Origin of the sequence: Photorhabdus luminescens subsp. luminescens (assembly GCF_001083805.1) — a bacterium.
Classification (GTDB): Bacteria; Pseudomonadota; Gammaproteobacteria; order Enterobacterales; family Enterobacteriaceae; genus Photorhabdus; species Photorhabdus luminescens.
In genome coordinates, this window is the sequence record NZ_JXSK01000004.1 from 168295 (window position 1) to 190617 (window position 22323).

A 22323-nucleotide genomic window follows, 5' to 3' on the forward strand; every position below is an offset into this window, starting at 1 on the left:
CTTTGTTGGCTGCGCTCACTCACCCCGGTCACATAGTTATCTATGCTCCCGGGGATTCGCTCCCTTGCCGTCGCGATGCAACTTGAAATCCATAGGGTATATTATCTAAGCTTTATTAAGTAATTCGAGCGATGCCTGCTTGGTAAATGTCATCCGTTCTTCCAGACTATGATTATCCTTTTCATAATAAATTGTTGCCTCTGAATCAATCTGAGGTCTTGGTGCTATTTTTTCCAATATTGGCATCGTGTCAAGAAATAATTGTCTGGCATAGCTAATAGCCCGCGTATAAGTATCAATGACCTCTTCAAATTCAGGGTAAATAGAAAATGAGATCTGATTCACAATCGGACCAGCATCAATACCTTCGTTGATTTCATGGATCGTCACACCATGAGACTGATCTCCATTTTTCAAAGCCCAATTAACCGGTCTTACGCCTCGATATTTAGGCAAATAAGACAAATGAATATTTAATATTTTCTTACACGAATTAATGAATTTTAAAGGCAATATCCGCTTATGAAATACGACAAAACATAAATCGCAAGTGAAATCACCACTTTCATAGCCTGGTAGATTTTCAACCTTATTATCTTCAATAACAGAAATATTATTTTGATAACAGAAATCGATTAACGTCTGATCAGTGCTTACAGGTTCGAATTTATCTGCCACCACATACGATACTTTATAGTCTTTATGATTTAAGAAATACTGACAAATGAAAATTGCCAATTCTCCTTTACCACAAATTACCACTGTTTTGGGATTATTCATTCGCAAACCTCTTTAACTTCTTTAATCGACTTCATGTCATTAATGTTTATTTGCCATTGCATAATGGTACGTAATGCATTTATTAAAATTTCATTATCGCTTTGTGTTCTGCAAGAAATACGTAAATAGAGATCAGAGTCTGAATTTCCTTTACCAGAACACTCTTTTACATATAGCCCGTGAATATCTAAAAGTAACCGTGAAATAGTATTTGCATCAGAAATGTGCAATTTACAGTAAACAAAATTAGAGTCTGTCTCAAATGCAGTAATACCCTCTATTGAGTTTAATTCCTGCTGTAATTTTAACGTATCACTAATCACTTGTTCACAGCTTAATTTATAGCTTTCTCTATATTGAGGTAGTCTTAATAGAAACTCTTCGGCAAAACCATTAATATTCCAAATTGGCAACACTGCTCTTATTTTACTAAGTAATTCTTGATTTGCCGTGGCAATATATCCTATACGAATACCACCAATCCCGAAGGTTTTACTCATGCTTCGAATAACAGATAAATTCTTATAGTTATCTAAATGCTTTAACATTGTGTCATCACGCATTTTAGAGAAATCTAAGAAAGATTCATCAACAACTAAGTCGATATTTAATGTCAACAATTCGCCAGCCAAATATAACAGGCTATCAATAGCTGTCAATTTACCTGTCGGGTTATTAGGTGATTCAATAACAACCACACTTGGTTGCTCTTCCTTTACCAAAGTTAGTACTTCATCAATATCTATCTCAAAATGCTGATGCTCTTTGGTATAACTATATATCGTTCTTGCTTTTCCAAAGCAATTAGCATATTCATTAAATGAAGGTACAGTGACTAATACTTTGCCTGTATAAACATCAGGAAGCCGTTTAATTATCTCAGCGGCACCATTTGAAATACATAATTGTGTTCTTTCTATCCCAATAAATTCAGACAAAGCATGTTCGACTAAACGATTCCCGCCAGGATAATTTAACAATATTTCATCAAAATTATTCTTTATTTCATCTTTCAATTTCTTAGGTGGAAAGTTGAAATTATAAATTAAACCAAAGTCAATAATGGGATAACGCCAGTAACCACCGTGCCTGTTTTGCACAAGTTCTAATTTATTATTACTTGAAATGAAATCACAAATAGCAAGATCATAAGTATTATCTACTTCATACCATTGAGAATTATCAACAATACTGGCTTTAAATTCAGCCACATTATTCAGCAAAGACTGTTTAAATATATCTTCATAATATAACCCAGTCGCTCCACTATTAACGTAACTTTCTAACGCTTTAGTAACATATTCAGCAAAATTAGCGGTGCAAATATTATAAATATTTACCGTCTTATATTGACCTTCTTCAACCTGATAGTTGTTATCTTTCGTGGAATTTAGCGCAACGATTTTATCATTATCGACTTTTGCATAAGTTCCTTCCATATTTGGGCTAAGAGGAGAAACAAGTACATTAAGATCTCCCGCTTTTGACATTACACTTTCTAAGCATTTCTTAGTAAAGAAGATATCGCCTTCAAGAATCAGGGTATCCTGCTTAATCCAATTTCTAGCGAGATATAAAGAATAGATATTATTCGTCGATTCCCACTTATCACTATTAACAAATTCAATATGCAAGTTATATGCGTTTTGTTTAATATGAGACATTAAAACATCGCTCTTATAACCTACCACAATAATAACTTTTTCAATACCGACAGATTCGATATTCCTCAGCGCATTATCGATAAATGATATCTGATTTGTTTCTACCAAAGGTTTTGGTTTATTTGATGTTCTAGTTGATAATCTACTGCCTCTTCCGGCACAGAGAAGTATTACGGTTTTTATATTCATAGTCAGTCTTAATTGATTATTTTAAATGGCTGTTAAAAGGTTATTTTTATTGTTAAATAGGAATTAACCTAAAATGTAGTCCGTTAATGATATAAAATTGATATTGAATTAAATATCAATTAAATACGATGTCATATATAACATGCTGATATACCCAAACCCCGTCAATTCTTCCATGAAAACTTGCCTCTCCACCATTTTCACCGCCAGTCTTTACACCAGATCCCAGACCGAATGTGTGAAAATCATTGAGTGCTGCACCAGAAGTTGATATAGGATTTAACTTTTCATTAGTTAGCAAACCATATCTATCACTTTTAAATTCAATGGGAATATTATTTTCATCAATTATTTCAACAAGTTTAGAATGATACCCTGTGCAATGAATAAGTAAATCATCACAGTTAATGAGTTTAATAATTTCATCATCAGAAATTTCTGAAATATTCAAGATAGAAATATTGTTATATTTTCTTTCTTTAATTTCTTGTGCAAAAGCAAAAGAATCATATCTCAGACCTGAATATCGATTAACCCGACCACTTAAAGGACAAATATCTTCCTGCGTGAAGTCATAATCATAAGATTCTGCACTTAAAGGTGAATCAAAAAACAACTTGAAATCTTTATTCACAAAAACATTTATTTTTCCTGCAAATTCTAATTGCTCTATAAGCCTAATCAAACAAGAAACAGAACTGTGTGACGAACCCAATATTGATATACTTCTTACACTATCGCTATTAATGGCCTCATCATAAACACCTTTAATGAAATCACCTGATGTAATATTCTTGCTATTATGTAATAATCTGGATTTATTTGGACTTCCACCAATATTAAACAGTACTTTTCGCGCTGATACAATATAATCTTCATTATTTTTATGATAAGTTATATCATAGTTACCATCTTCATTCTGTTTAATCTTTTTTACTTCCGCACCAGTTAAAACGTCAAACCGATCACCATATTTATTTTCCTGAATAAAGCGTGCAATTCTCTCCAAATATTGGCCGACAAATCTCAATTCTACTGGTTTATCTTTATTGGCGCTAAAATATTCCCACTCTGATGTTGATCTTATATATTGACTCAGTTCATCATCACAGCCGTCAAATTTCTCTAAAAATACACTACCTAAAGAGTTCGCGGTAATCTTATATTTTTTTAATGACCCAGAACCAACCATCTCTGTTTTTTCTAAAATCAGGCAATTATTTATGGCTTCATCTTTTAATAAATCCGGGATTAATGAAATATTTGCAGGCCCCGCACCACACATTACCACATCATAAAACTGCTTATTCATTGACAAACCCTAACATTTTTAACGAAATTTGTGTTTCAATAACATTCCCGGCAAACTCATGACGAGTCTGTTTATAACCAAGAGGTTGCCCATCCAAACCCGCCTTAATAACATCACTGTGATTAATTGTTTTATCCTCATTGCGGGAATAAACCAATAGTTCCTTCTCATAATCAAATGCTAAACAAGGAATACAACTTAATTTTAGTGTTTTGGCTAATTCAAGTCTATGATGACCATCAATAACCACATTCGTTGCTTCATCAATCCAGATTGGTTGAGTCCAAAAACCTTCAAGTTTAACTTTCTTTATTAACTGCTCAACACGAACAGGACAATGTAATTCAGTTGGTCTAAGATTTGAGACTTCTTCTAATATTAATTTCATGTTTATCCCTTAGTTTAAACATCCGACAGAAAATTACCAACATCAACACACTTAATATAGCTAATAATTGAAATAACACTCCACCATTAAATAATTGAATAATAGTACCACCAACCAATGGAGATATAGAAAAGCCAATACTATAAAGTGACGCTGCACCAAAATATGCGCCACGTAAATCATTTGGCGCCAAACGATCGATAAAAACATTCACACATGGAAATAAAATAGTTTGACTGATACTCATGGTGAACGCGGCTATATACCACAATAAATAAACATCATAATACTTGAATGAAATAAAGAACATTAATTCAGATAAAATGAGTAATACAGACCCTATATTTATTTTAGTTTCCAACTCCATTTTTTGGGTTAACATGGAAAACGGTAACTGCATAACGACGATGGTTATCGCATGTAACATAATAAGCGAAGCAATAAACTCAGTATACCCATTAAACCCTAATGAAGTAATTAACTGTGGCAAAGTTGAATCAAAATGACCAAAAACAAACATCATGAGAATATTATTTATGACCAGCATTAAAAACACACGATCATTCAATAAAACCTTTATCGTTCCTTTAAAATCATCATTATTTGTTAAGTTTATTTTTATTTTCTTACCAAACAGATAGACAGGGATCATAAAAATCACATAGGATACCGAAACAATCAGAAAAGAAATAGAATTAATGTCCAGACTTAATTTTATTCCTAAATAAGGCCCGACTACCGCCCCAGCATTTAGAAATAAATACCTTAAGTACATGGCATTCTCCCTTACCTGCTTTTCCTCGATAATATCACCGATAACTGCTTTTATTGGATTATTTACAAGCGCCCAGGAGATATTCGCTAATAAAGTGCCAATAATAAAACCAGACTGATGTTCAGATAACCATAATATTAAATATGCCAATGAAGATATAAGACATCCAATGACAATTATTTTAGCCCGGCCGACTTTATCAGAGAAGTAACCTGCATAAAAACTTAATATTGATGAGATCGCAATGGATAAAGAGAGAACTAATCCAATCATCGATGCAGTAAAATTGAACTTTGTATATAATATGATGGATATAAAAGGCCATACCATCATTGATGTTGATCTTGTTACAAAAGTCCCCAGGAATAGACCCCATATACATGCCGGTATGGATGTATAATTATTAAGAGAAAAATTTTTCATTGCTATGTTCTTATATTATTTATATTGATATCTTTTAAACCAATCATTTGAGATATTTATGGAATCACATAAAACCCACTCGCCCCTACAAAAATAAAATGTAGAGGAAAGCACTAGGACGATCTGTACGATAAAGTAAACCCAATGGTATATAATTTATCTTTAATATATTATCAAAACAGATGTTAATTGCAAACAGAATATGACATTTTTGTTACATGTTAAACGTAGAGCAAATGCTAGTGATGTTAGTAAGCAACATAATGACATAAGTACCTTGTACTTTAACAGGCAAAAACGCAGGTAAAAAGGGCCTTTAATCTCAGATAAAAACCTTTCAGTTCAATATTTATCTATTCAAATAGTCATCAATCAACTGAGAAATTCAGCTTAATCTCACCCTAAAATAAACTGTAATATTATATTCAAAGTGAAATATATAAATAAAACTGGATCTTAGTTTAATAGCTAAACTCCGGTAGGGATAATTATTATTTATAGATTTATATGAAGCCATCTGAGATTAAAACTGGAAACTATTTCACGGGCCCAAAATATTCACCAACTAAAATTAGGATTAGTAATGAGTTTATTCTTTAATTTCCTTAATGAGAGTAATGGTATATTCAAACAAAGAGAACTGTCTTATCATCTCAACTCATTTAATACGATACCCTATGGATTTCAAGATGCATCGCGACGGCAAGAGAGCGAATCCCCGGGAGCATAGATAACTATGTGACTGGGGTGAGTGAGTGCAGCCAACAAAGAGGCAACTTGAAAGATAACGGGTATAACAACAGGATTTATTCGCGATGAGTATGAGTTCTTGGCTTATCTATGCCTTATTATCAGCGTTTACTGCCGCTTTGGTCGCTATCTTCGGTAAAATCGGTTTGCAAAATCTTGATGCCAACACAGCAACAGCGATACGCGCAGTCATTATGGCGCTGTTTCTTGTCGGCGTGGTTGTAGTGCAGGGAAAATTAAATCTGGTTAGTGAAATACTGGTAAACCGCAAGGCGCTGCTTTTTATCGTTTTAAGCGGTGTGGCGGGAGCATTGTCATGGCTGTTTTACTTTCTGGCAATTAAAAACGGCAATGTTTCTCAGGTTGCACCGATTGATAAACTCAGTGTCGTGTTTGCTGTCATCTTGGCCGTTATCTTATTCGGTGAAAAAATATCACTGATGGCCGCAGGCGGTGTTGTATTAATTACTGCCGGTGCATTAATGGTTGCTCTAGGCTGAAAAATAAAAAATCCGCAAAAGCTGTTATCACTATTGCGGATTCTTTTTAATCGGCCAAAAAGATCAACCAGCGGCAAAAACCTGGTTAACGATATCCAGTGCTTCCTGCTCAATTTTCTGCCGGTGCTCAGGACCAAGGAGACTTTCACAATAAATCTTGTAGGCTTCTTCTGTCCCCGATGGGCGAGCAGCAAACCAACCGTTTTCTGTTATTACTTTTAAACCGCCGATTGACGCTCCGTTACCCGAAGCTTTTGTCAACCGAGCTGTGATTGAATCACCAGCAAGCTTATCCGCTTTCACCATTTCTGGTGATAACTTGGCTAATAATGCCTTCTGCTGGTAAGTTGCCGGCGCTTGAATACGGCTGTAACTTGGTGTGCCGAAGCGGGCTGCCAACTTATCGTAATGTTGCTGCGGATTTTCCCCTGTTACTGCGGTCATTTCCGCCGCCAGCAAACACAAGATAATCCCATCCTTATCTGTAGACCACGGCGTTCCATCAAAACGTAAGAAAGAAGCCCCTGCACTCTCCTCTCCGCCAAAGCCTAGCTCACCTTTATGTAACCCATCAACAAACCACTTAAAACCTACGGGTACTTCCACCAATTTACGGCCAAGATCCGCGACGACCCGATCAATCATGGCACTGGATACCAATGTCTTACCTATCGCAACACTTTCTGACCATTGCGGACGATGGCGGAACAGGTAATTTATCGCAGTCGCCAGATAGTGGTTCGGATTCATCAAACCGGCAGGGGTAACAATACCGTGGCGGTCATAATCAGGATCGTTGGCAAAAGCCAAATCAAACTTATCGCGCATGGCTAACAAACCCGCCATTGCCCAAGGGGACGAGCAATCCATACGAATGACGCCATCATGATCCAAGTGCATAAACCGGAATGTTTGATCGATTTGATCATTAACCAATGTCAGATCCAAATTGTAGCGCTCGCCGATACGCTGCCAAAATGCAATGCCGGAACCACCCAAAGGATCAATGCCGATTTTCAACCCGGCCCGCTGGATAGCAGCCATATCAACCACATCACCCAACGCGCTAACATACGGTTCGACTAAATCCTGCTGATGCAAATATTCGCTGTTCAATACCTGAACAAACGGCAAACGCTTAACACCTTTCAAACCTTCTGCCAGCAACTCATTGGCACGACGTTCTATAATTGCTGTCAAATCCGTATCTGCGGGGCCGCCATCAGGCGGATTATATTTAATCCCGCCGTCTTCCGGTGGATTATGGGAAGGGGTAATCACAATCCCATCAGCCAACGCTTTCCCCAAGCGGTTATAACAAAGGATGGCATGAGAAATCGCAGGTGTCGGCGTAAACCCATTATTCTCCTGCACAATCACATTCACGCTGTTAGCCGTTAAAACCTCCAATACGGAAATAAATGCGGCTTCCGATAAAGCATGGGTATCTTTCCCCACATAACAAGGGCCATTGATTCCCTGCTGCTTGCGAACTTCCGCAACAGCCTGAGTAATTGCCAGAATATGCGCTTCATTAAAGCTGTGACGCTGAGAGCTGCCACGATGACCGGATGTACCAAATTTAACCTTATGCTCTGAGTTTTCCGGCTGAGGATGTAAGGTGTAATACTGCGATGTAAGCTGCGCTACATTTATCAGATCACTTTGGCGGGCAATCTGTCCCGCGCGCGGATGATTTACCACTTTAAATCTCCCCTGGACAAGAGCTGCGCTGTACTTTGTCTGCCAGCACAGCCTTAATCAGTTAAATTGTGCCACACACTTTGTCGATAAAATTGGCGGTGAATTTCATATCCTGCATAATTTGCTCAACCATACTACGCTTACGGTCAGTATTGGTGTTAGTAATTACCCAAAAAGGTGTGCCCGGAATGTGGCGAGGTTTAGTTTGTTTACCGCTGGCGAGCAATGTCTGCTCATCACCAGCAAAATAAACACGGGTACGACCATGCATCGCATCAGTCGTCCGGGAAAAGCTTTCACTATTCAAGCTGTATAACGTAGATAAGATCAGCATAAAGCGCTCAACAGATTTTTTCTTGTCAGAATAGTCATCTGAAAGCAACAATTCTCGTATCACGCGAACAGAATCACGCTGGCGGGCTACTGGCGCTTTCTCCGCAGCGCTGATAGGCTGCGCATTTTGTACTGGCTGCTCGGCGTTAAATTTCAGCATTCGCCGCAAAATATCAGATGCACTTTCACCAATATGTTGTGTATGGCTGGCAATATAGCGGTAAAGGTCTTCATCAACTTCTATCGTTTTCATTTCTATCCAGTACTGTTCTAAATAAAAAATTTTTGCAGATTATAAAGTATAAAAAGAGAAAACAAAACAATTAAAATTTCAATAACTTAAAAGTATTTAAATATGAAAAACAACATAACAAAATATCCGCTTTTCATCTAAAACAAATCAATCAGTTACATAAATATTGTGAATATAAATCTCATTGTCACATGTCATGTCGATCTTTTAATACCACTTATTTAGGCGTTGATAATCACATAATAATTTATTCTGATATTACATCCAAATAATCATAAAACTTGGTTGGAATATTGCCGATAATAAATTCAATCAAGGGAGATTAAGCAGCGCACAGGAAGATTGATTATAGACAGTAAAATAGTTTAAATTCATGGAGATGTATGCTTGTTACTAGTAAATCTTGACAGAAAATGCGCTTTAATAAATTACACACCTTTTATTTACATATAATATTCATGATTTACCAGAAAAAATCGCAACCATATAAATTTTATGGAAAAATTAGCAGCTTCATTATTATGAAATCCAGACACCATATAAATAAAATAGATTTTCATTGCTTTCAATATTAATACATAGTTGCAATAAAAAATTCCAATCAGATATATACAACCATTAATTTCGAAATGTATATGTATATATCTGAATTTGTAATTTAATCAATAAGTGAAAGCTGTTGCCGTAAATAGGTACCTGAACCTAATAATCCTGGTTGCGGATGAGTAATCAAATAAATAGGAATCTGTTGTAATAACGGTTTAAAGCGCCCTTTATCTTCAAATCCATGAAGAAAGTTCGATTGCTTAAAGAAATCAAGAAACCGCGGCACTATACCACCAGCGATATACACACCACCAAAAGTCCCCATATTTAACGCTAAATTTCCGCCCAATCGCCCCATAATTTCACAAAATAGTGTCAGCGCACGATGGCAATATTGGCAACTTTCATCCAATGCTCGTTGCGTCACTGTTTCTGGTGCTAAATCTTCTGGCTGACAATTATCCAAAATGGCAATGGCCTGATAAAGGTTTACCAACCCGCTACCGGACAAGATTCTTTCTACCGAAACATGCCCAAATTTGCGCCGCAAAACAGCCAATATTGCATCTTGTTCTTCACTATTCGCTGCAAAATCTACATGACCGCCTTCACCCGGTAAACTGACCCATTGCTTGTCTACCTTGATCAAATGAGCTACGCCAAGGCCAGTGCCTGCGCCGTAAACCGCTATCGGTTTATCTTTAACCGCTTCTCCTCCACCCAACTGAACTTTGTGTTCTTCTGTTAGCATTGGAATAGCCATAGATACAGCCGTGAAATCATTGATCACATCTAATTTTTCTAGCCCAAGCGTCTGTTTCAGCTCACTAATAGAAAATGCCCATTGATGATTGGTCATTTCTACCCAATCACCATTTATCGGGCAAGCAATAGCAATACATGCGTAAGTCACTACTGTTTTTTGCTCCGCCAAATAGTGACGGATAATAGATTCTAATCCGGCGTGTTGTTTCGCACTATATGTTTCAATCCGCTCAATAGCCCCATTTTCCAAATTGCAAAGTGCTAATCTGGCATTGGTGCCGCCAATATCAGCAACTAATCCATAGAGATTCATTTTTATATCCTAATAATTGACTAGTACAACAATTAGGTAAAGCTTATCCCATCTGGCATTATTGGTATAGATCGTTTAACCGTGAATGACTGGCAAGCAGTTAATTGAAAGTTAACTGCATCTAGCAACTGAGTTAGCAGTTTATCTATCTGATAATATCATCCATTTAGTATAAACACTCCTCATGTTGATATTTTGTGCTTTAGGAAGTAGACTAACTATGTTAGTTGAAGAGTAACGCGCTAAAACCGAGGCTACCAACCTTGCGAATAGCATTGAAGACAAATTACCCTACTATTTAGGGTAAATGCAAAAAAACCAACCCCACCAGTTGGTTTTTTTGTTTTTATCTATTCATGCTCTAATCCATTGAATCATACCAAAATAAACTTATAATCAACGGCTGTTAGTTTAGGGGTAGCGTTCTGACTGTGTATCTACTACGCAAGTTTTCTTAAGCCCTGACTGAAGTACAGGTGGTGCTGATTCAGTGCCTCAGTCAGAGCGCGTTACTCTTCAACTAACATTGATGAGAACCAACCGGACAGGCAGTGTAAAGGCAATGGTTGGGTAAATCGCGCTCCCTAATAGGAGCAAAACGGATGAAAGCATTCAAAGCCTTTATTGATACTGCAATCATCGTTCTCAAAGCGTTAGTTGCGCTTTTAGAATTGATCCGTGCATTTCTGAAATAGATAACGGAAACGTAGCTAAGGCCATCGGATTAACCACCCGATGGCCTTTAATATTCATATCCTAGGATAATTATTTTATTTTTTCAATTAATTACTCCCATAAAACTACAATCAGATGCACAAAGAGCAATTATTAATCATCTCACAACTGAGCTAACGATTCATCTTAATGGAGATTATTTGAATTTTGTCTTCTGAGATGGTGGGTCGTGCAGGATGACTCGGCCTATGGCCTCGCCTTTCGGGCCAGCGCTCACGCGCTGTTGTCTCGCTTCGCTCGGCTCGAACCTGCGACCCATTGATTAAAAGTCAACTGCTCTACCGACTGAGCTAACAACCCATCTATAGGAGAATTACTCTAATTATATCTTTTGGAATGGTGGGTCGTGCAGGATGACTCGGCCTATGGCCTCGCCCTTCGGGCCAGCGCTCACGCTCTGTTGTCTCGCTTCGCTCGGCTCGAACCTGCGACCCATTGATTAAAAGTCAACTGCTCTACCGACTGAGCTAACAACCCATCTATAGGAGAATTACTCTAATTATGTCTTTTGGAATGGTGGGTCGTGCAGGATGACTCGGCCTATGGCCTCGCCCTTCGGGCCAGCGCTCACGCGCTGTTGTCTCGCTTCGCTCGGCTCGAACCTGCGACCAATTGATTAAAAGTCAACTGCTCTACCGACTGAGCTAACGACCCATCTATAGGAGAATTACTCTAATTATGTCTTTTGGAATGGTGGGTCGTGCAGGATGACTCGGCCTATGGCCTCGCCCTTCGGGCCAGCGCTCACGCGCTGTTGTCTCGCTTCGCTCGGCTCGAACCTGCGACCCATTGATTAAAAGTCAACTGCTCTACCGACTGAGCTAACAACCCATCTATAGGAGAATTACTCTAATTATGTCTTTTGGAATGGTGGGTCGTGCAGGATTCGAACCTGCGACCAATTGATTAAAAGTCAACTGCTCTACCGACTGAGCTAACGACCCATCTATAGGAGAATTACTCTAATTGTATCTTTTGGAGTGGTGGGTCGTGCAGGATTCGAACCTGCGACCAATTGATTAAAAGTCAACTGCTCTACCGACTGAGCTAACGACCCGCACCAAAGATAGTGATACCGCCTGAAACAATCTTAATGAAGTGGTGGGCGATACCAGATTCGAACTGATGACCCCCTCCTTGTAAGGGAGATGCTCTACCAACTGAGCTAATCGCCCACTTCATGATGACTATTACTGCATCTATACCACTGAGCTTATGATTGGTGGGCGATACCAGATTCGAACTGATGACCCCCTCCTTGTAAGGGAGATGCTCTACCAACTGAGCTAATCGCCCAATCATAAAATCATTTTTATCACAACGAGATGGTGGGCGATACCAGATTCGAACTGATGACCCCCTCCTTGTAAGGGAGATGCTCTACCAACTGAGCTAATCGCCCCGTCGTGATGGGGTCGCATTATAGGGATAGTTCAGAATGAGTCAACGCTTTTTCTAGAGAAAAATATCGTTCGTCTCAAAATTAAACAAGGGTGAGATAATTATCGTCACTATAGGGTACAGTTTAGACAAATACTCTGACTTTTCTCAACAACTTCCCGTTAATAGCATTGAGGAATTAAGGTGCAGTGATAAAATAACCCCCACTTTTATTACTTTAAATCACCAATAACGTTCATTGAAAAGTGAAACGTAATTAAGGCAATCCCCAATGAGTAAAATCAAAACCCGTTTCGCACCAAGCCCAACTGGCTATCTCCATGTTGGCGGTGCTCGTACCGCACTTTATTCCTGGTTGTATAGCCGCCATAACAAAGGCGAATTTGTATTGCGTATCGAAGATACTGACCTTGAACGCTCAACTCAGGAAGCTATCAATGCCATTATGGACGGTATGAACTGGTTAAATCTGAATTGGGATGAAGGCCCTTATTATCAGACGAAACGCTTTGATCGTTATAATCAGGCGATAGATCAAATGTTAGAACAAGGGAGTGCTTATCGCTGCTATTGTTCTAAAGAGCGTCTGGAAGAATTGCGGGAAACTCAAATGGCAAATGGCGAGAAACCTCGCTATAACGGCCATTGCCGTGACAATCTATGTCAACATAACCCAGATCAACCCCATGTCGTCCGTTTCCGCAATCCACAAGAAGGTTCTGTTGTTTTTAATGATCAGATCCGGGGCCCAATTGAGTTCAGCAATCAGGAACTTGATGATCTGATTATCCGTCGTACCGATGGCTCACCAACGTATAATTTCTGTGTTGTTATCGATGACTGGGATATGGAGATCACTCATGTTATCCGCGGTGAAGACCATATCAATAATACACCTCGCCAAATTAATATTCTGAAAGCACTAGGCGCTCCAGTGCCAGAATATGCTCACGTTTCGATGATCCTGGGCGATGACGGTAAAAAATTGTCCAAACGTCACGGCGCAGTGAGCGTTATGCAATACCGTGATGATGGCTACCTGCCAGAAGCACTGCTGAATTATCTGGTTCGTCTGGGTTGGTCGCACGGTGACCAAGAAATTTTCAGCATTGAAGAAATGACTGAGTTGTTCAGCCTGGATGCTATTAATAAATCTGCCAGCGCGTTCAATACAGAAAAACTGCAATGGCTGAACCATCACTATATTAATACTCTTCCACCAGAGAAAGTGGCTGTCCATCTGGCATGGCACATGGAACAACAAGGCATCGACACCCGTAATGGTCCACAGTTGGTTGAGCTGATTAAATTATTGGGCGAACGCTGTAAGACTCTAAAAGAGATGGCTGAATCCTGCCGTTACTTCTATGAAGATTTTGCTGAATTTGATGCCGATGCGGCGAAGAAACATTTACGCCCAGTTGCCCGTCAACCTCTTGAAGTTGTCCGTGCAAAGCTAGCTTCAATTACTGACTGGACACCAGAAAATGTTCATCATGCCATTCAATCCACCGCTGATGAGCTGGAAGTCGGTATGGGTAAAATCGGTATGCCATTACGTGTCGCTGCTACCGGCGCAGGTCAATCCCCAGGTGTGGATGTCACTATTCACGCTATCGGGCAAACTCGTACTCTATCCCGTATTAATCAAGCGCTGGAATTCATTGCTCAACGTGAAACTCAGTCTTAATTAATGCATCAAAGGCGTCACTTATCACAAGTGATGCCTTTTTGTTTTCAAAAAATCTCATTTAATCTCTACCTTTTTACTACTTTTCCAAACACCCTCTATTTCACTTCAACCCATTGCTCAGCCTCTATTTTTGTTAATTCATGATGAAACTGATGGCTTTTTCAACGCTTGTTGTGAGAATGATAAGTTAGCCGTTGACAGTATTTGCAGGGTTTCATATTATGCGCCCCGTTCCATTAATTTTGATTGGGGCTATAGCTCAGCTGGGAGAGCGCTTGCATGGCATGCAAGAGGTCAGCGGTTCGATCCCGCTTAGCTCCACCAAATCCTTATTAAAGAAAGGTGTTTGGTATTAAAATTAGGAAAACCGCACTCGTGGGGCTATAGCTCAGCTGGGAGAGCGCTTGCATGGCATGCAAGAGGTCAGCGGTTCGATCCCGCTTAGCTCCACCAAAATTATCAGGCCCTGAAAGCCATGCTTTCAGGGCCTTTTGGTTGTTACCATATCTAACCACCATTATCGAATAAAAAACAAACTCTTTCCTTGGTTAACCTTTTTTCAACGGTTTCACCAACGAATTTAATCCCTCTAATTTTATTGCTAAAGTCATCTCCATCAACGAACCCAATTTACCTTGTGGAAATTCCCCCTTACGAGCGAACCACAATAAATACTCTTCCGGTAAGTCAATAAGCATACGCCCTTTGTATTTACCGAACGGCATTGCAGTATTAGCAATTTCTATCAGGTTTTCTTTTTCCATAATTTACACGTCTAATAAGGAGAAATATGTGAAAGGGAAACTGCATCATCCATGATGCAATATTCCACGATAAAACATTATACCCGTCATCTTTCAAGTTGCCTCTTTGTTGGCTACACTCACTCACCCCGGTCACATAGTTATCTATGCTCCCGGGGATTCGTTCCTTTGCCGTCGCGATGCATCTTGAAATCCATAGGGTATATCTTTTACAGTACTAAACCTGCAATAGCCGCAGACAAGAAACTGACAAGCGTTGAACCAAATAGTAGTTTCAAACCAAATCGGGAAACGATATTACCCTGTTTCTCATTCAAACCTTTAATCGCACCTGCCACAATCCCAATGGAAGAGAAGTTAGCAAAAGAAACCAAGAATACCGACAAAATACCCTGTGAACGAGGAGAAAGTTCCGTCACAATTGACTGTAAGCTGTGCATTGCCACAAATTCGTTAGCAACTAATTTGGTTGCCATGACGCTACCAACCTTCAATGCTTCATCTGTAGGGATCCCAATTACCCAAGCAAATGGATAAAACACATAGCCGAGTATTTCCTGGAAGCTCTTCTCAAATACCATGCTGAATAACGCGTTAACAGCCGCAATCAAGGCAATGAAACCAATCAACATAGCAGCAACAATGAGGGCTACCTTGAAACCCGCCAAAATATATTCACCTAGCATTTCGAAAAAACTTTGACCTTCGTGAAGATTGCTCATCTGAATATCTTCTTCACTGTCAACAGCATACGGATTAATCAGTGATAGGATGATAAAGGTACTGAACATATTAAGCACCAATGCCGCTACAACATATTTAGGCGCTAAAATTGTCATGTAAGCCCCAACGATCGACATAGAAACCGTTGACATTGCAGTCGCAGCCATCGTGTACATGCGACGCTCAGACATTTTTCCCAGTACATCTTTATAAGCAATAAAGTTTTCAGACTGCCCAAGTATCAGAGAACTGACTGCGTTAAATGATTCCAGTTTCCCCATGCCGTTGACTTTAGACAGCAGGGTACCAATAACCCGGATGATGATTGGCAATAGTTTGATATGCTGCAAAATACCAATCAACGCGGAAATAAAGATAATCGGACACAATACATTCAGAAAGAAGAATGCCAGTTTTGCATCCATCATGCCGCCAAAAATGAATTCAGTCCCTTCACCCGCATATTTCAGTAAATGCTCAAACAAGCCAGCAAATCCCATGACAAATTCCTGACCAATACCAGAATTCAGGAAAAACCAAGCCAAGATAAGTTCAATAACAAGCAATTGAATAACATAGCGAGGCCGAATACTTTTACGGTCACTACTCGCCAAAATAGCAAGGCCGCCAATGACAATTAAAGCTAAAAAGAAATGCAAGATTTGAGACATATCTACTCCAAACACGATAGAAAGCGAGTTTTTATAAATGCATTCTATGTAATAAAAGGTGAGTAAATGAGGATAAGTATCACATTAAACTGAAATAATTCTTACTGTAAATCTTTACTTAATGTGTCCGATCACATTTTTAGCTGAATCGTACAAAGCCAGATTTTAAAACACCTTAATCGCGCATAGCTGATTATTGAGCAAAACTCTCAATAATCAGTATGTAAACAAAAAATTATTCACCCAATAAACGGATCATTTCTTCTTCATCAATAACCGGAATATTCAACTCGTTAGCTTTAGCTAACTTTGAACCGGCAGCTTCACCCGCAATCACCAAATCTGTTTTCTTAGAAACGCTACCTGTCACTTTTGCCCCAAGTGCAGCAAGTTTAGCTTTGGCTTCATCTCTAGATAACTGATGCAATGAACCTGTCAACACAACTGTTTTACCCGAAAACGGGCTGTCAATCTTCTCAGCCTTGGTTACGACAACCGGCTCCCAGTTGATACCGATATTATCAATTAGATCATTAATGACTGCTTGGTTATGAGGTTCACTGAAGAAGTTAACAACATGTTTTGCCACCACTTCGCCAACATCCTGAACCTCTTTCAATGCTTCCTCATCAGCGGAACGTAATTTACCCAGTTCGCCAAAGTGAGCTGCCAGATTAGCGGCGGTCGTTTCCCCCACTTCACGGATACCCAACGCATAAAGGAAACGGGCAAAGGTGGTTTTTTTCGCTTTTTCCAACGCATCTACCACATTCTGGGCAGATTTTGGCCCCATACGATCAAGCCCAGTCAACTTGCCTGCCGTCAGCCTGAAAAGATCGGCCGGAGTTTCGACATACTCTTTATCCACCAACTGATCGATAATCTTTTCTCCCATGCCGTCAACATCCATCGCCCGACGGGAAACAAAATGTCTCAGTGCTTCTTTACGCTGAGCGCCACACACCAATCCCCCCGTACAACGCGCTACAGCTTCCCCTTCAATCCTTTCAATATCTGCCCCGCATACCGGACAATGTTCAGGGAAAACAACTTCATTACTGTCCTGTGGCCTTCTGTCTTCCAAAACACCGACAACTTGTGGAATCACATCACCAGCACGGCGAATAATAACCGTATCGCCAATGCGCAAACCTAAGCGTTCAATCTCATCCGCATTGTGCAATGTTGCATTACTGACAGTCACACCAGAGACCAATACTGGCTCCAGACGTGCTACCGGTGTGATCGCGCCAGTACGACCGACCTGAAATTCAACATCACGAACAATCGTCATTTGCTCCTGTGCAGGAAATTTGAATGCCGTCGCCCAACGTGGCGCACGGGCAACAAAGCCTAATGTTTCCTGTAATTCCAGCGAATTGACTTTGACAACGACACCATCGATATCAAATCCCAATGCAGAACGCTGGTTTACAATATCATGATAAAAATCAATGACCTGTTGACTATCGGTACAAACTTTAACTTTATCGCTGACCGGCAATCCCCATTTCTTAAACTGTATCAATCGCTCATAGTGACTGGTCGGTAACTCTCCCCCTTCCAATACACCAACACCATAACAGAAGAAAGCCAATGGACGTTTAGCCGTAATACGGGGATCGAGTTGACGTAACGAGCCAGCCGCAGCATTACGTGGGTTAGCAAATACTTTTGCACCCGTGCGACGTGCCTCTTCATTCAGTTTCTCAAACCCTTTTTGCGGCATGAAAACTTCACCACGAATTTCAATACGAGCTGGAATATTTTCACCGAATAGACGCAGTGGAATTGCACATATAGTCCGTATATTTGATGTAATATTTTCCCCTGTTGTACCATCGCCACGGGTTGCAGCCCGTACTAATTCACCACTTTCATACAACAGGCTGACCGCCAAACCATCCAATTTCAGCTCGCAGCACACTTCTAAATTCTGAGTTTCTTTCAAGCGGTCACGCACCCGCTTATCAAACGCCAGATAACTCTCTTCATCAAATACGTTATCCAGTGACAACATAGGAATTTCATGGCGGACTTGCTCAAAAGCCGTCAGAGGAGCAGCCCCAACCCGCTGCGTTGGCGAATCCGATGTAATTAACTCAGGGTATTGTTCTTCAAAATCTTTTAATTCCTGCATTAACCGATCATATTCTGCATCAGGGATTTCCGGCGCATCCATAACGTGATACAGATATTCATGATGACGTAGTGTTGTTCTGAGTTTTTCTATTTGTTGAGCAGTTGATTTCATGACTTATAACCAGCGATAAAAAGCCCCCGACTGGCGGAGGCTTGAACATTCGATAAATTGATTATACCTGAACACCAAGTGTGCTGCGAATGCGTGCTTTATATAATTCGATTTTTTGCGGCGTCAACATTTTTCGCTCATCATCAAGCACCACGCCTCCAACATCAGAAGCAATACGTTGGGCCGCCTGCAACATCAGCTTAAAATTCTGGCTAGATTCTCCGTAAGAAGGAACCACCATAAACATAGAAACCCCTGGCGTCGTAAAATCAGCCATTGTTTCAGGATTAAATGAACCCGGTTTCACCATATTTGCCAAGCTAAATAGTATCGGGCCGCTACCTGATGGGTTCACGTGACGATGAAAAATCTGCATTTCTCCAAACTGGAAGCCAGATTGTAGAATACTTTGCAGCAAAGGTTCACCATTCAATTCCTGGCCGTGGTGTGCTGCTACGTGAAGAACCAAAACAATTTCTTTCACTTTAGTCTGAGCTTCTTTTTCGCCAACCGCCTCCTGAGGCTTTTCTTCAAGTGCAGATCTGTCTTTTTCAGGCTCATTCTGCTCTTCGAATTCAAACAGACCGAGTTGGGGTTCCTGCTCTTCTATGACTGCCCTTCTCGCTGTCGTCTCAGGCTGGCGGCCCGTCAGCAATGGATCATCGCTTTCTTCAGATGTTGCAGCATCAATTTCAGTCAACTTTTGTTGACGGCGCTCGATAGCTGGCTCAGCTTTATTATGATGAGATTTCACCTGCTTATGGGCATAAGGCTTTTGCTGATTGTCGAACGCTTCATCATCACTGTCATCGATGAAACTATTCTGACGATCATGTTTATGACGTTTAACTGGGCGATCACGAAAAAGCGAAGAACGCTCTTTACGGCTGGTCCACAACCCATGTAACAGCAAAGCTATTATTGCTATCGCACCAACAATGATTAATATCAGACGCAAATCCTGCATCATTGCTATCTCTGTTGTTTAATTAAGTATGCCACCACGGCGGAATATTTTCTGTATTAACTGTATTTGTCAAATAACACAAGTGCAAGCTTATACACGCTTTTCTTATCAGAAAGATGCCTAATAAGCCTCTTTTGCGTTCTTTTTATACAGAACAATACTAGTCAGTCGAAAATCCTCCCTATATGATAGCGTTTCAATCACACAAGAGAGAATAGGAAGTATGCTGAATTTGACAAAATCGCCAAAAAATTTGAGCGGCTTTCAGTATTTGATGCAAGGTTGCAAATTAATTACTCGCCCAGGCATTAAACGATTTGTCCTATTGCCTTTGTTGGCAAATATTTTGTTTCTCGGCGGTTCATTTTGGTGGCTCTATCAGAAACTGGAGAACTGGATTCATTGGATAGTGAGCAAAACACCGGATTGGATGCAGTGGCTCAGCTATATTTTATGGCCATTGGCCGTGATCTCTGTTTTGCTGATTTTTACTTACTTCTTCAGCACGATAGCGAATTTCATCGCAGCGCCATTCAATGGCCTGCTGGCAGAGAAACTGGAAGCGGATTTAACAGGAACCCCCGCACCGGATACCGGTGTTATAGCACTCTTCAAAGATGTCCCACGTGTCCTGAAACGGGAATTAGCCAAGCTGTGCTACTATATTCCACGCGCTTTGGTGTTATTGCTACTCTATTTTATTCCTGTTATCGGACAGACTGTCGCACCTGTGCTCTGGTTTATTTTCAGTGCCTGGATGCTATCGATTCAGTATTGTGATTATCCTTTTGATAACCACAAAGTCAGTTTTCCAACAATGCGTAACGCCCTTCGCCAAAACAAAATAATTAATCTGCAATTTGGCGCAACAGTAAGTATTTTAACCATGATACCCATTGTCAATTTGGTGATCATGCCTATTGCCGTATGTGCAGCGACGGCAATGTGGGTCGATCACTATCGAGACCAACATGTTCCCCGGATTATGCCATGATATTCATTTAAGTTATTCTTTTAGACAATAAAAATATATTTAAGTTATATTTCCATTAACCGGTTGTTGGCGTATTGTTGACCGGATATCACTAAAGGGAGTTGAAAGACGAGTATGAGTAAAATTTACGAAGATAATTCTTTGACTATTGGTCGTACCCCGTTAATTCGCCTAAAACACTTTGGCAATGGGCGTATTCTGGCAAAAGTAGAATCCCGTAACCCAAGTTTTAGTGTAAAATGTCGCATTGGTTCCAACATGATTTGGGATGCCGAACAACGCGGTATCCTACAACCGGGGAAAGAGTTGGTAGAACCTACCAGCGGTAATACCGGGATAGCTCTTGCTTATGTTGCCGCCGCTCGGGGCTACAAATTAACGCTGACTATGCCAGAAACCATGAGTATTGAGCGCCGCAAGCTATTAAAAGCATTGGGAGCGCAACTGGTGCTGACGGAAGGCGCTAAAGGCATGAAAGGCGCCATTGAGAAAGCTGACGAAATTAAGGCTAGCGATCCCGATCGTTATATTATCCTGCAACAGTTCAGCAATCCGGCAAACCCAGAAATCCATGAAAAAACCACAGGCCCAGAAATTTGGGAAGACACTGACGGCGAAGTGGATGTATTTGTTGCCGGTGTAGGGACTGGCGGTACATTAACAGGCGTTGCTCGTTACCTGAAAAATACCAAAGGTAAAAATATTACTGCGGTTGCTGTAGAACCTGAAGATTCGCCAGTTATCAGTCAGACTCTAGCCGGTGAAGAAGTGAAACCTGGCCCCCATAAGATCCAAGGTATTGGCGCGGGTTTTATTCCAGATAACCTTGATTTGACACTGGTTGATCGGGTTTTCAAAATCAGCAATGAGGAAGCGATTAAAACCGCGCGAGAAATTATGGTAAAAGAGGGCATTCTGGCAGGTATCTCCTCTGGCGCCGCCGTTGCAGCAGCGGTAAAACTTTCTCAGGAACCGGAATATAAAGACAAAAATATTGTCGTCATTCTGGCTTCATCAGGTGAGCGCTATCTAAGCAGCGTACTGTTTACTGACTTGTCTGATGAATAAAAGTTTTTAAGTAAGTTACTTAGATTTATTGATAAAAAAGCACCTAAATGGTGCTTTTTCTGTGTGGTAGATCAAATTTTTACACTTTGCCAGATGATTTATTACAATGGGTCTAGTATTTAACCAATAATAATTATTTCGATGCTCGAAATTAATTAACAGGAGTAGTAGTTTCAGTTAAGTAGTTCCGCGATCTATCTTTACTTCAAACTATCAACCAGAAGCATCGAAAAGAACAATTTTTTTGATAATGAATAAAAATTTTTATTACATTATCGACCTGAGAGTCTATCTCAGTAGACGTAGTTAACGCTGTTCATTCTTATCAGTAAAAGTGAAACAGGCAGCACACACATGA

Annotated in this window: 17 protein-coding genes and 11 tRNA genes; 7 read left to right on the plus strand and 21 right to left on the minus strand. The window is 40.0% G+C overall.

Annotated elements, in window-relative coordinates; all coding sequences use genetic code 11:
• Positions 1-105: 105 nt before the first annotated feature.
• The 5 genes from TI10_RS11800 to TI10_RS11820 all read right to left on the minus strand — a co-directional run bounded on the left by TI10_RS11800 (position 106) and on the right by TI10_RS11820 (position 5531).
• Positions 106-780 carry a formyltransferase family protein gene (locus TI10_RS11800; RefSeq protein ID WP_049583556.1) on the minus strand — a complete coding sequence of 225 codons (675 nt, stop codon included), beginning with the start codon at positions 778-780 and terminating at the stop codon, positions 106-108.
• Positions 777-2633: an aminotransferase class I/II-fold pyridoxal phosphate-dependent enzyme gene (locus TI10_RS11805; RefSeq protein ID WP_049583557.1), complete on the minus strand. Its 1857-nt coding sequence runs from the start codon at positions 2631-2633 to the stop codon at positions 777-779. Before TI10_RS11805 ends, TI10_RS11800 begins: the two co-directional genes overlap by 4 nt.
• A gap of 115 nt (positions 2634-2748) precedes the next feature.
• Entirely contained in the window at positions 2749-3945 is a 1197-nt protein-coding gene (locus TI10_RS11810; protein WP_049583558.1) for a SidA/IucD/PvdA family monooxygenase, read from the minus strand.
• Positions 3938-4333 (minus strand): ParB N-terminal domain-containing protein, encoded by a 396-nt coding sequence (locus TI10_RS11815; RefSeq protein ID WP_049583559.1) that lies wholly within the window; start codon positions 4331-4333, stop codon positions 3938-3940. The genes TI10_RS11810 and TI10_RS11815 overlap by 8 nt, the downstream gene beginning before the upstream one ends.
• Positions 4299-5531, minus strand: coding sequence for an MFS transporter (locus TI10_RS11820; RefSeq protein WP_049583560.1), 1233 nt, complete (start codon positions 5529-5531; stop codon positions 4299-4301). The genes TI10_RS11815 and TI10_RS11820 overlap by 35 nt, the downstream gene beginning before the upstream one ends.
• 821 nt (positions 5532-6352) lie before the next feature.
• Here TI10_RS11820 and TI10_RS11825 point away from each other — a divergent pair.
• Positions 6353-6781 carry an EamA family transporter gene (locus tag TI10_RS11825; protein ID WP_049583797.1) on the plus strand — a complete coding sequence of 143 codons (429 nt, stop codon included), beginning with the start codon at positions 6353-6355 and terminating at the stop codon, positions 6779-6781.
• Positions 6782-6844: 63 nt separating this feature from the next.
• Here the strand turns inward: TI10_RS11825 and pgm are convergent, their stop codons facing one another.
• The 3 genes from pgm to glk form a co-directional block, all read right to left on the minus strand.
• Positions 6845-8485, minus strand: a complete 1641-nt coding sequence (gene pgm / locus TI10_RS11830; RefSeq protein WP_049583561.1) for a phosphoglucomutase (alpha-D-glucose-1,6-bisphosphate-dependent) — start codon at positions 8483-8485, stop codon at positions 6845-6847.
• A gap of 61 nt (positions 8486-8546) precedes the next feature.
• Positions 8547-9071, minus strand: a complete 525-nt coding sequence (gene seqA / locus TI10_RS11835; RefSeq protein ID WP_049583562.1) for a replication initiation negative regulator SeqA — start codon at positions 9069-9071, stop codon at positions 8547-8549.
• A gap of 658 nt (positions 9072-9729) precedes the next feature.
• Positions 9730-10695, minus strand: coding sequence for a glucokinase (gene glk, locus TI10_RS11840; RefSeq protein ID WP_049583563.1), 966 nt, complete (start codon positions 10693-10695; stop codon positions 9730-9732).
• A gap of 602 nt (positions 10696-11297) precedes the next feature.
• Here glk and dinQ point away from each other — a divergent pair.
• Entirely contained in the window at positions 11298-11390 is a 93-nt protein-coding gene (gene dinQ / locus TI10_RS26345) for a damage-inducible type I toxin DinQ (RefSeq protein WP_272482622.1), read from the plus strand.
• Positions 11391-11590: 200 nt separating this feature from the next.
• On the opposite strand, the gene TI10_RS25035 is transcribed toward dinQ, so the two are convergent.
• The 9 genes from TI10_RS25035 to TI10_RS11885 form a co-directional block, all read right to left on the minus strand.
• Positions 11591-11730, minus strand: a tRNA-Lys gene (locus TI10_RS25035).
• 37 nt (positions 11731-11767) lie between these two features.
• Positions 11768-11907: transfer RNA gene (locus tag TI10_RS25040), tRNA-Lys, on the minus strand.
• A 37-nt stretch (positions 11908-11944) separates the two neighbouring features.
• Positions 11945-12084, minus strand: a tRNA-Lys gene (locus tag TI10_RS25045).
• A 37-nt stretch (positions 12085-12121) separates the two neighbouring features.
• Positions 12122-12261 (minus strand) — tRNA-Lys (locus TI10_RS25050).
• Positions 12262-12298: 37 nt separating this feature from the next.
• Positions 12299-12374: transfer RNA gene (locus tag TI10_RS11865), tRNA-Lys, on the minus strand.
• Positions 12375-12411: 37 nt separating this feature from the next.
• Positions 12412-12487, minus strand: a tRNA-Lys gene (locus tag TI10_RS11870).
• A 42-nt stretch (positions 12488-12529) separates the two neighbouring features.
• Positions 12530-12605: transfer RNA gene (locus TI10_RS11875), tRNA-Val, on the minus strand.
• Positions 12606-12650: 45 nt separating this feature from the next.
• A tRNA-Val gene (locus tag TI10_RS11880) sits at positions 12651-12726 on the minus strand.
• Between the two features lie 30 nt (positions 12727-12756).
• Positions 12757-12832: transfer RNA gene (locus TI10_RS11885), tRNA-Val, on the minus strand.
• Positions 12833-13102: 270 nt separating this feature from the next.
• On the opposite strand from TI10_RS11885, the gene gltX reads away from it, so the two are divergent.
• The 3 genes from gltX (at position 13103) to TI10_RS11900 (ending at position 14977) form a co-directional block, all read left to right on the plus strand.
• Positions 13103-14521, plus strand: coding sequence for a glutamate--tRNA ligase (gene gltX, locus TI10_RS11890; protein WP_049583564.1), 1419 nt, complete (start codon positions 13103-13105; stop codon positions 14519-14521).
• Positions 14522-14772: 251 nt separating this feature from the next.
• Positions 14773-14848, plus strand: a tRNA-Ala gene (locus tag TI10_RS11895).
• 53 nt (positions 14849-14901) lie between these two features.
• Positions 14902-14977: transfer RNA gene (locus tag TI10_RS11900), tRNA-Ala, on the plus strand.
• A gap of 95 nt (positions 14978-15072) precedes the next feature.
• On the opposite strand, the gene TI10_RS11905 is transcribed toward TI10_RS11900, so the two are convergent.
• The 4 genes from TI10_RS11905 to zipA all read right to left on the minus strand — a co-directional run bounded on the left by TI10_RS11905 (position 15073) and on the right by zipA (position 19906).
• On the minus strand, positions 15073-15288 hold the full coding sequence (locus TI10_RS11905; protein WP_049583565.1) for a DUF3820 family protein: 216 nt from the start codon (positions 15286-15288) through the stop codon (positions 15073-15075).
• A 209-nt stretch (positions 15289-15497) separates the two neighbouring features.
• Positions 15498-16682 carry a NupC/NupG family nucleoside CNT transporter gene (locus tag TI10_RS11910; protein ID WP_049583566.1) on the minus strand — a complete coding sequence of 395 codons (1185 nt, stop codon included), beginning with the start codon at positions 16680-16682 and terminating at the stop codon, positions 15498-15500.
• Positions 16683-16917: 235 nt separating this feature from the next.
• Entirely contained in the window at positions 16918-18936 is a 2019-nt protein-coding gene (gene ligA, locus TI10_RS11915; RefSeq protein ID WP_049583567.1) for an NAD-dependent DNA ligase LigA, read from the minus strand.
• A gap of 61 nt (positions 18937-18997) precedes the next feature.
• The gene (zipA, locus tag TI10_RS11920) at positions 18998-19906 is read right to left on the minus strand and encodes a cell division protein ZipA (RefSeq protein ID WP_049583568.1); all 909 of its coding nucleotides are present in this window, start codon (positions 19904-19906) and stop codon (positions 18998-19000) included.
• A 220-nt stretch (positions 19907-20126) separates the two neighbouring features.
• Between zipA and cysZ the strand changes: the two genes are divergently transcribed.
• Positions 20127-20897, plus strand: coding sequence for a sulfate transporter CysZ (cysZ, locus tag TI10_RS11925; RefSeq protein WP_049583569.1), 771 nt, complete (start codon positions 20127-20129; stop codon positions 20895-20897).
• A 114-nt stretch (positions 20898-21011) separates the two neighbouring features.
• Positions 21012-21965 (plus strand): cysteine synthase A, encoded by a 954-nt coding sequence (gene cysK, locus TI10_RS11930; protein ID WP_049583570.1) that lies wholly within the window; start codon positions 21012-21014, stop codon positions 21963-21965.
• Positions 21966-22323 lie beyond the last annotated feature (358 nt).

What these genes read in the sequence shown, in the direction of transcription:
- TI10_RS11800 (WP_049583556.1), bottom strand. Translation starts at nt 780, where the DNA reads ATGAATAATCCCAAAACAGTGGTAATTTGTGGTAAAGGAGAATTGGCA.
- TI10_RS11805 (WP_049583557.1), bottom strand. Translation starts at nt 2,633, where the DNA reads ATGAATATAAAAACCGTAATACTTCTCTGTGCCGGAAGAGGCAGTAGA.
- TI10_RS11810 (WP_049583558.1), bottom strand. Translation starts at nt 3,945, where the DNA reads ATGAATAAGCAGTTTTATGATGTGGTAATGTGTGGTGCGGGGCCTGCA.
- TI10_RS11815 (WP_049583559.1), bottom strand. Translation starts at nt 4,333, where the DNA reads ATGAAATTAATATTAGAAGAAGTCTCAAATCTTAGACCAACTGAATTA.
- TI10_RS11820 (WP_049583560.1), bottom strand. Translation starts at nt 5,531, where the DNA reads ATGAAAAATTTTTCTCTTAATAATTATACATCCATACCGGCATGTATA.
- TI10_RS11825 (WP_049583797.1), top strand. Translation starts at nt 6,353, where the DNA reads ATGAGTTCTTGGCTTATCTATGCCTTATTATCAGCGTTTACTGCCGCT.
- seqA (WP_049583562.1), bottom strand. Translation starts at nt 9,071, where the DNA reads ATGAAAACGATAGAAGTTGATGAAGACCTTTACCGCTATATTGCCAGC.
- glk (WP_049583563.1), bottom strand. Translation starts at nt 10,695, where the DNA reads ATGAATCTCTATGGATTAGTTGCTGATATTGGCGGCACCAATGCCAGA.
- dinQ (WP_272482622.1), top strand. Translation starts at nt 11,298, where the DNA reads ATGAAAGCATTCAAAGCCTTTATTGATACTGCAATCATCGTTCTCAAA.
- gltX (WP_049583564.1), top strand. Translation starts at nt 13,103, where the DNA reads ATGAGTAAAATCAAAACCCGTTTCGCACCAAGCCCAACTGGCTATCTC.
- TI10_RS11905 (WP_049583565.1), bottom strand. Translation starts at nt 15,288, where the DNA reads ATGGAAAAAGAAAACCTGATAGAAATTGCTAATACTGCAATGCCGTTC.
- TI10_RS11910 (WP_049583566.1), bottom strand. Translation starts at nt 16,682, where the DNA reads ATGTCTCAAATCTTGCATTTCTTTTTAGCTTTAATTGTCATTGGCGGC.
- ligA (WP_049583567.1), bottom strand. Translation starts at nt 18,936, where the DNA reads ATGAAATCAACTGCTCAACAAATAGAAAAACTCAGAACAACACTACGT.
- zipA (WP_049583568.1), bottom strand. Translation starts at nt 19,906, where the DNA reads ATGATGCAGGATTTGCGTCTGATATTAATCATTGTTGGTGCGATAGCA.
- cysZ (WP_049583569.1), top strand. Translation starts at nt 20,127, where the DNA reads ATGCTGAATTTGACAAAATCGCCAAAAAATTTGAGCGGCTTTCAGTAT.
- cysK (WP_049583570.1), top strand. Translation starts at nt 21,012, where the DNA reads ATGAGTAAAATTTACGAAGATAATTCTTTGACTATTGGTCGTACCCCG.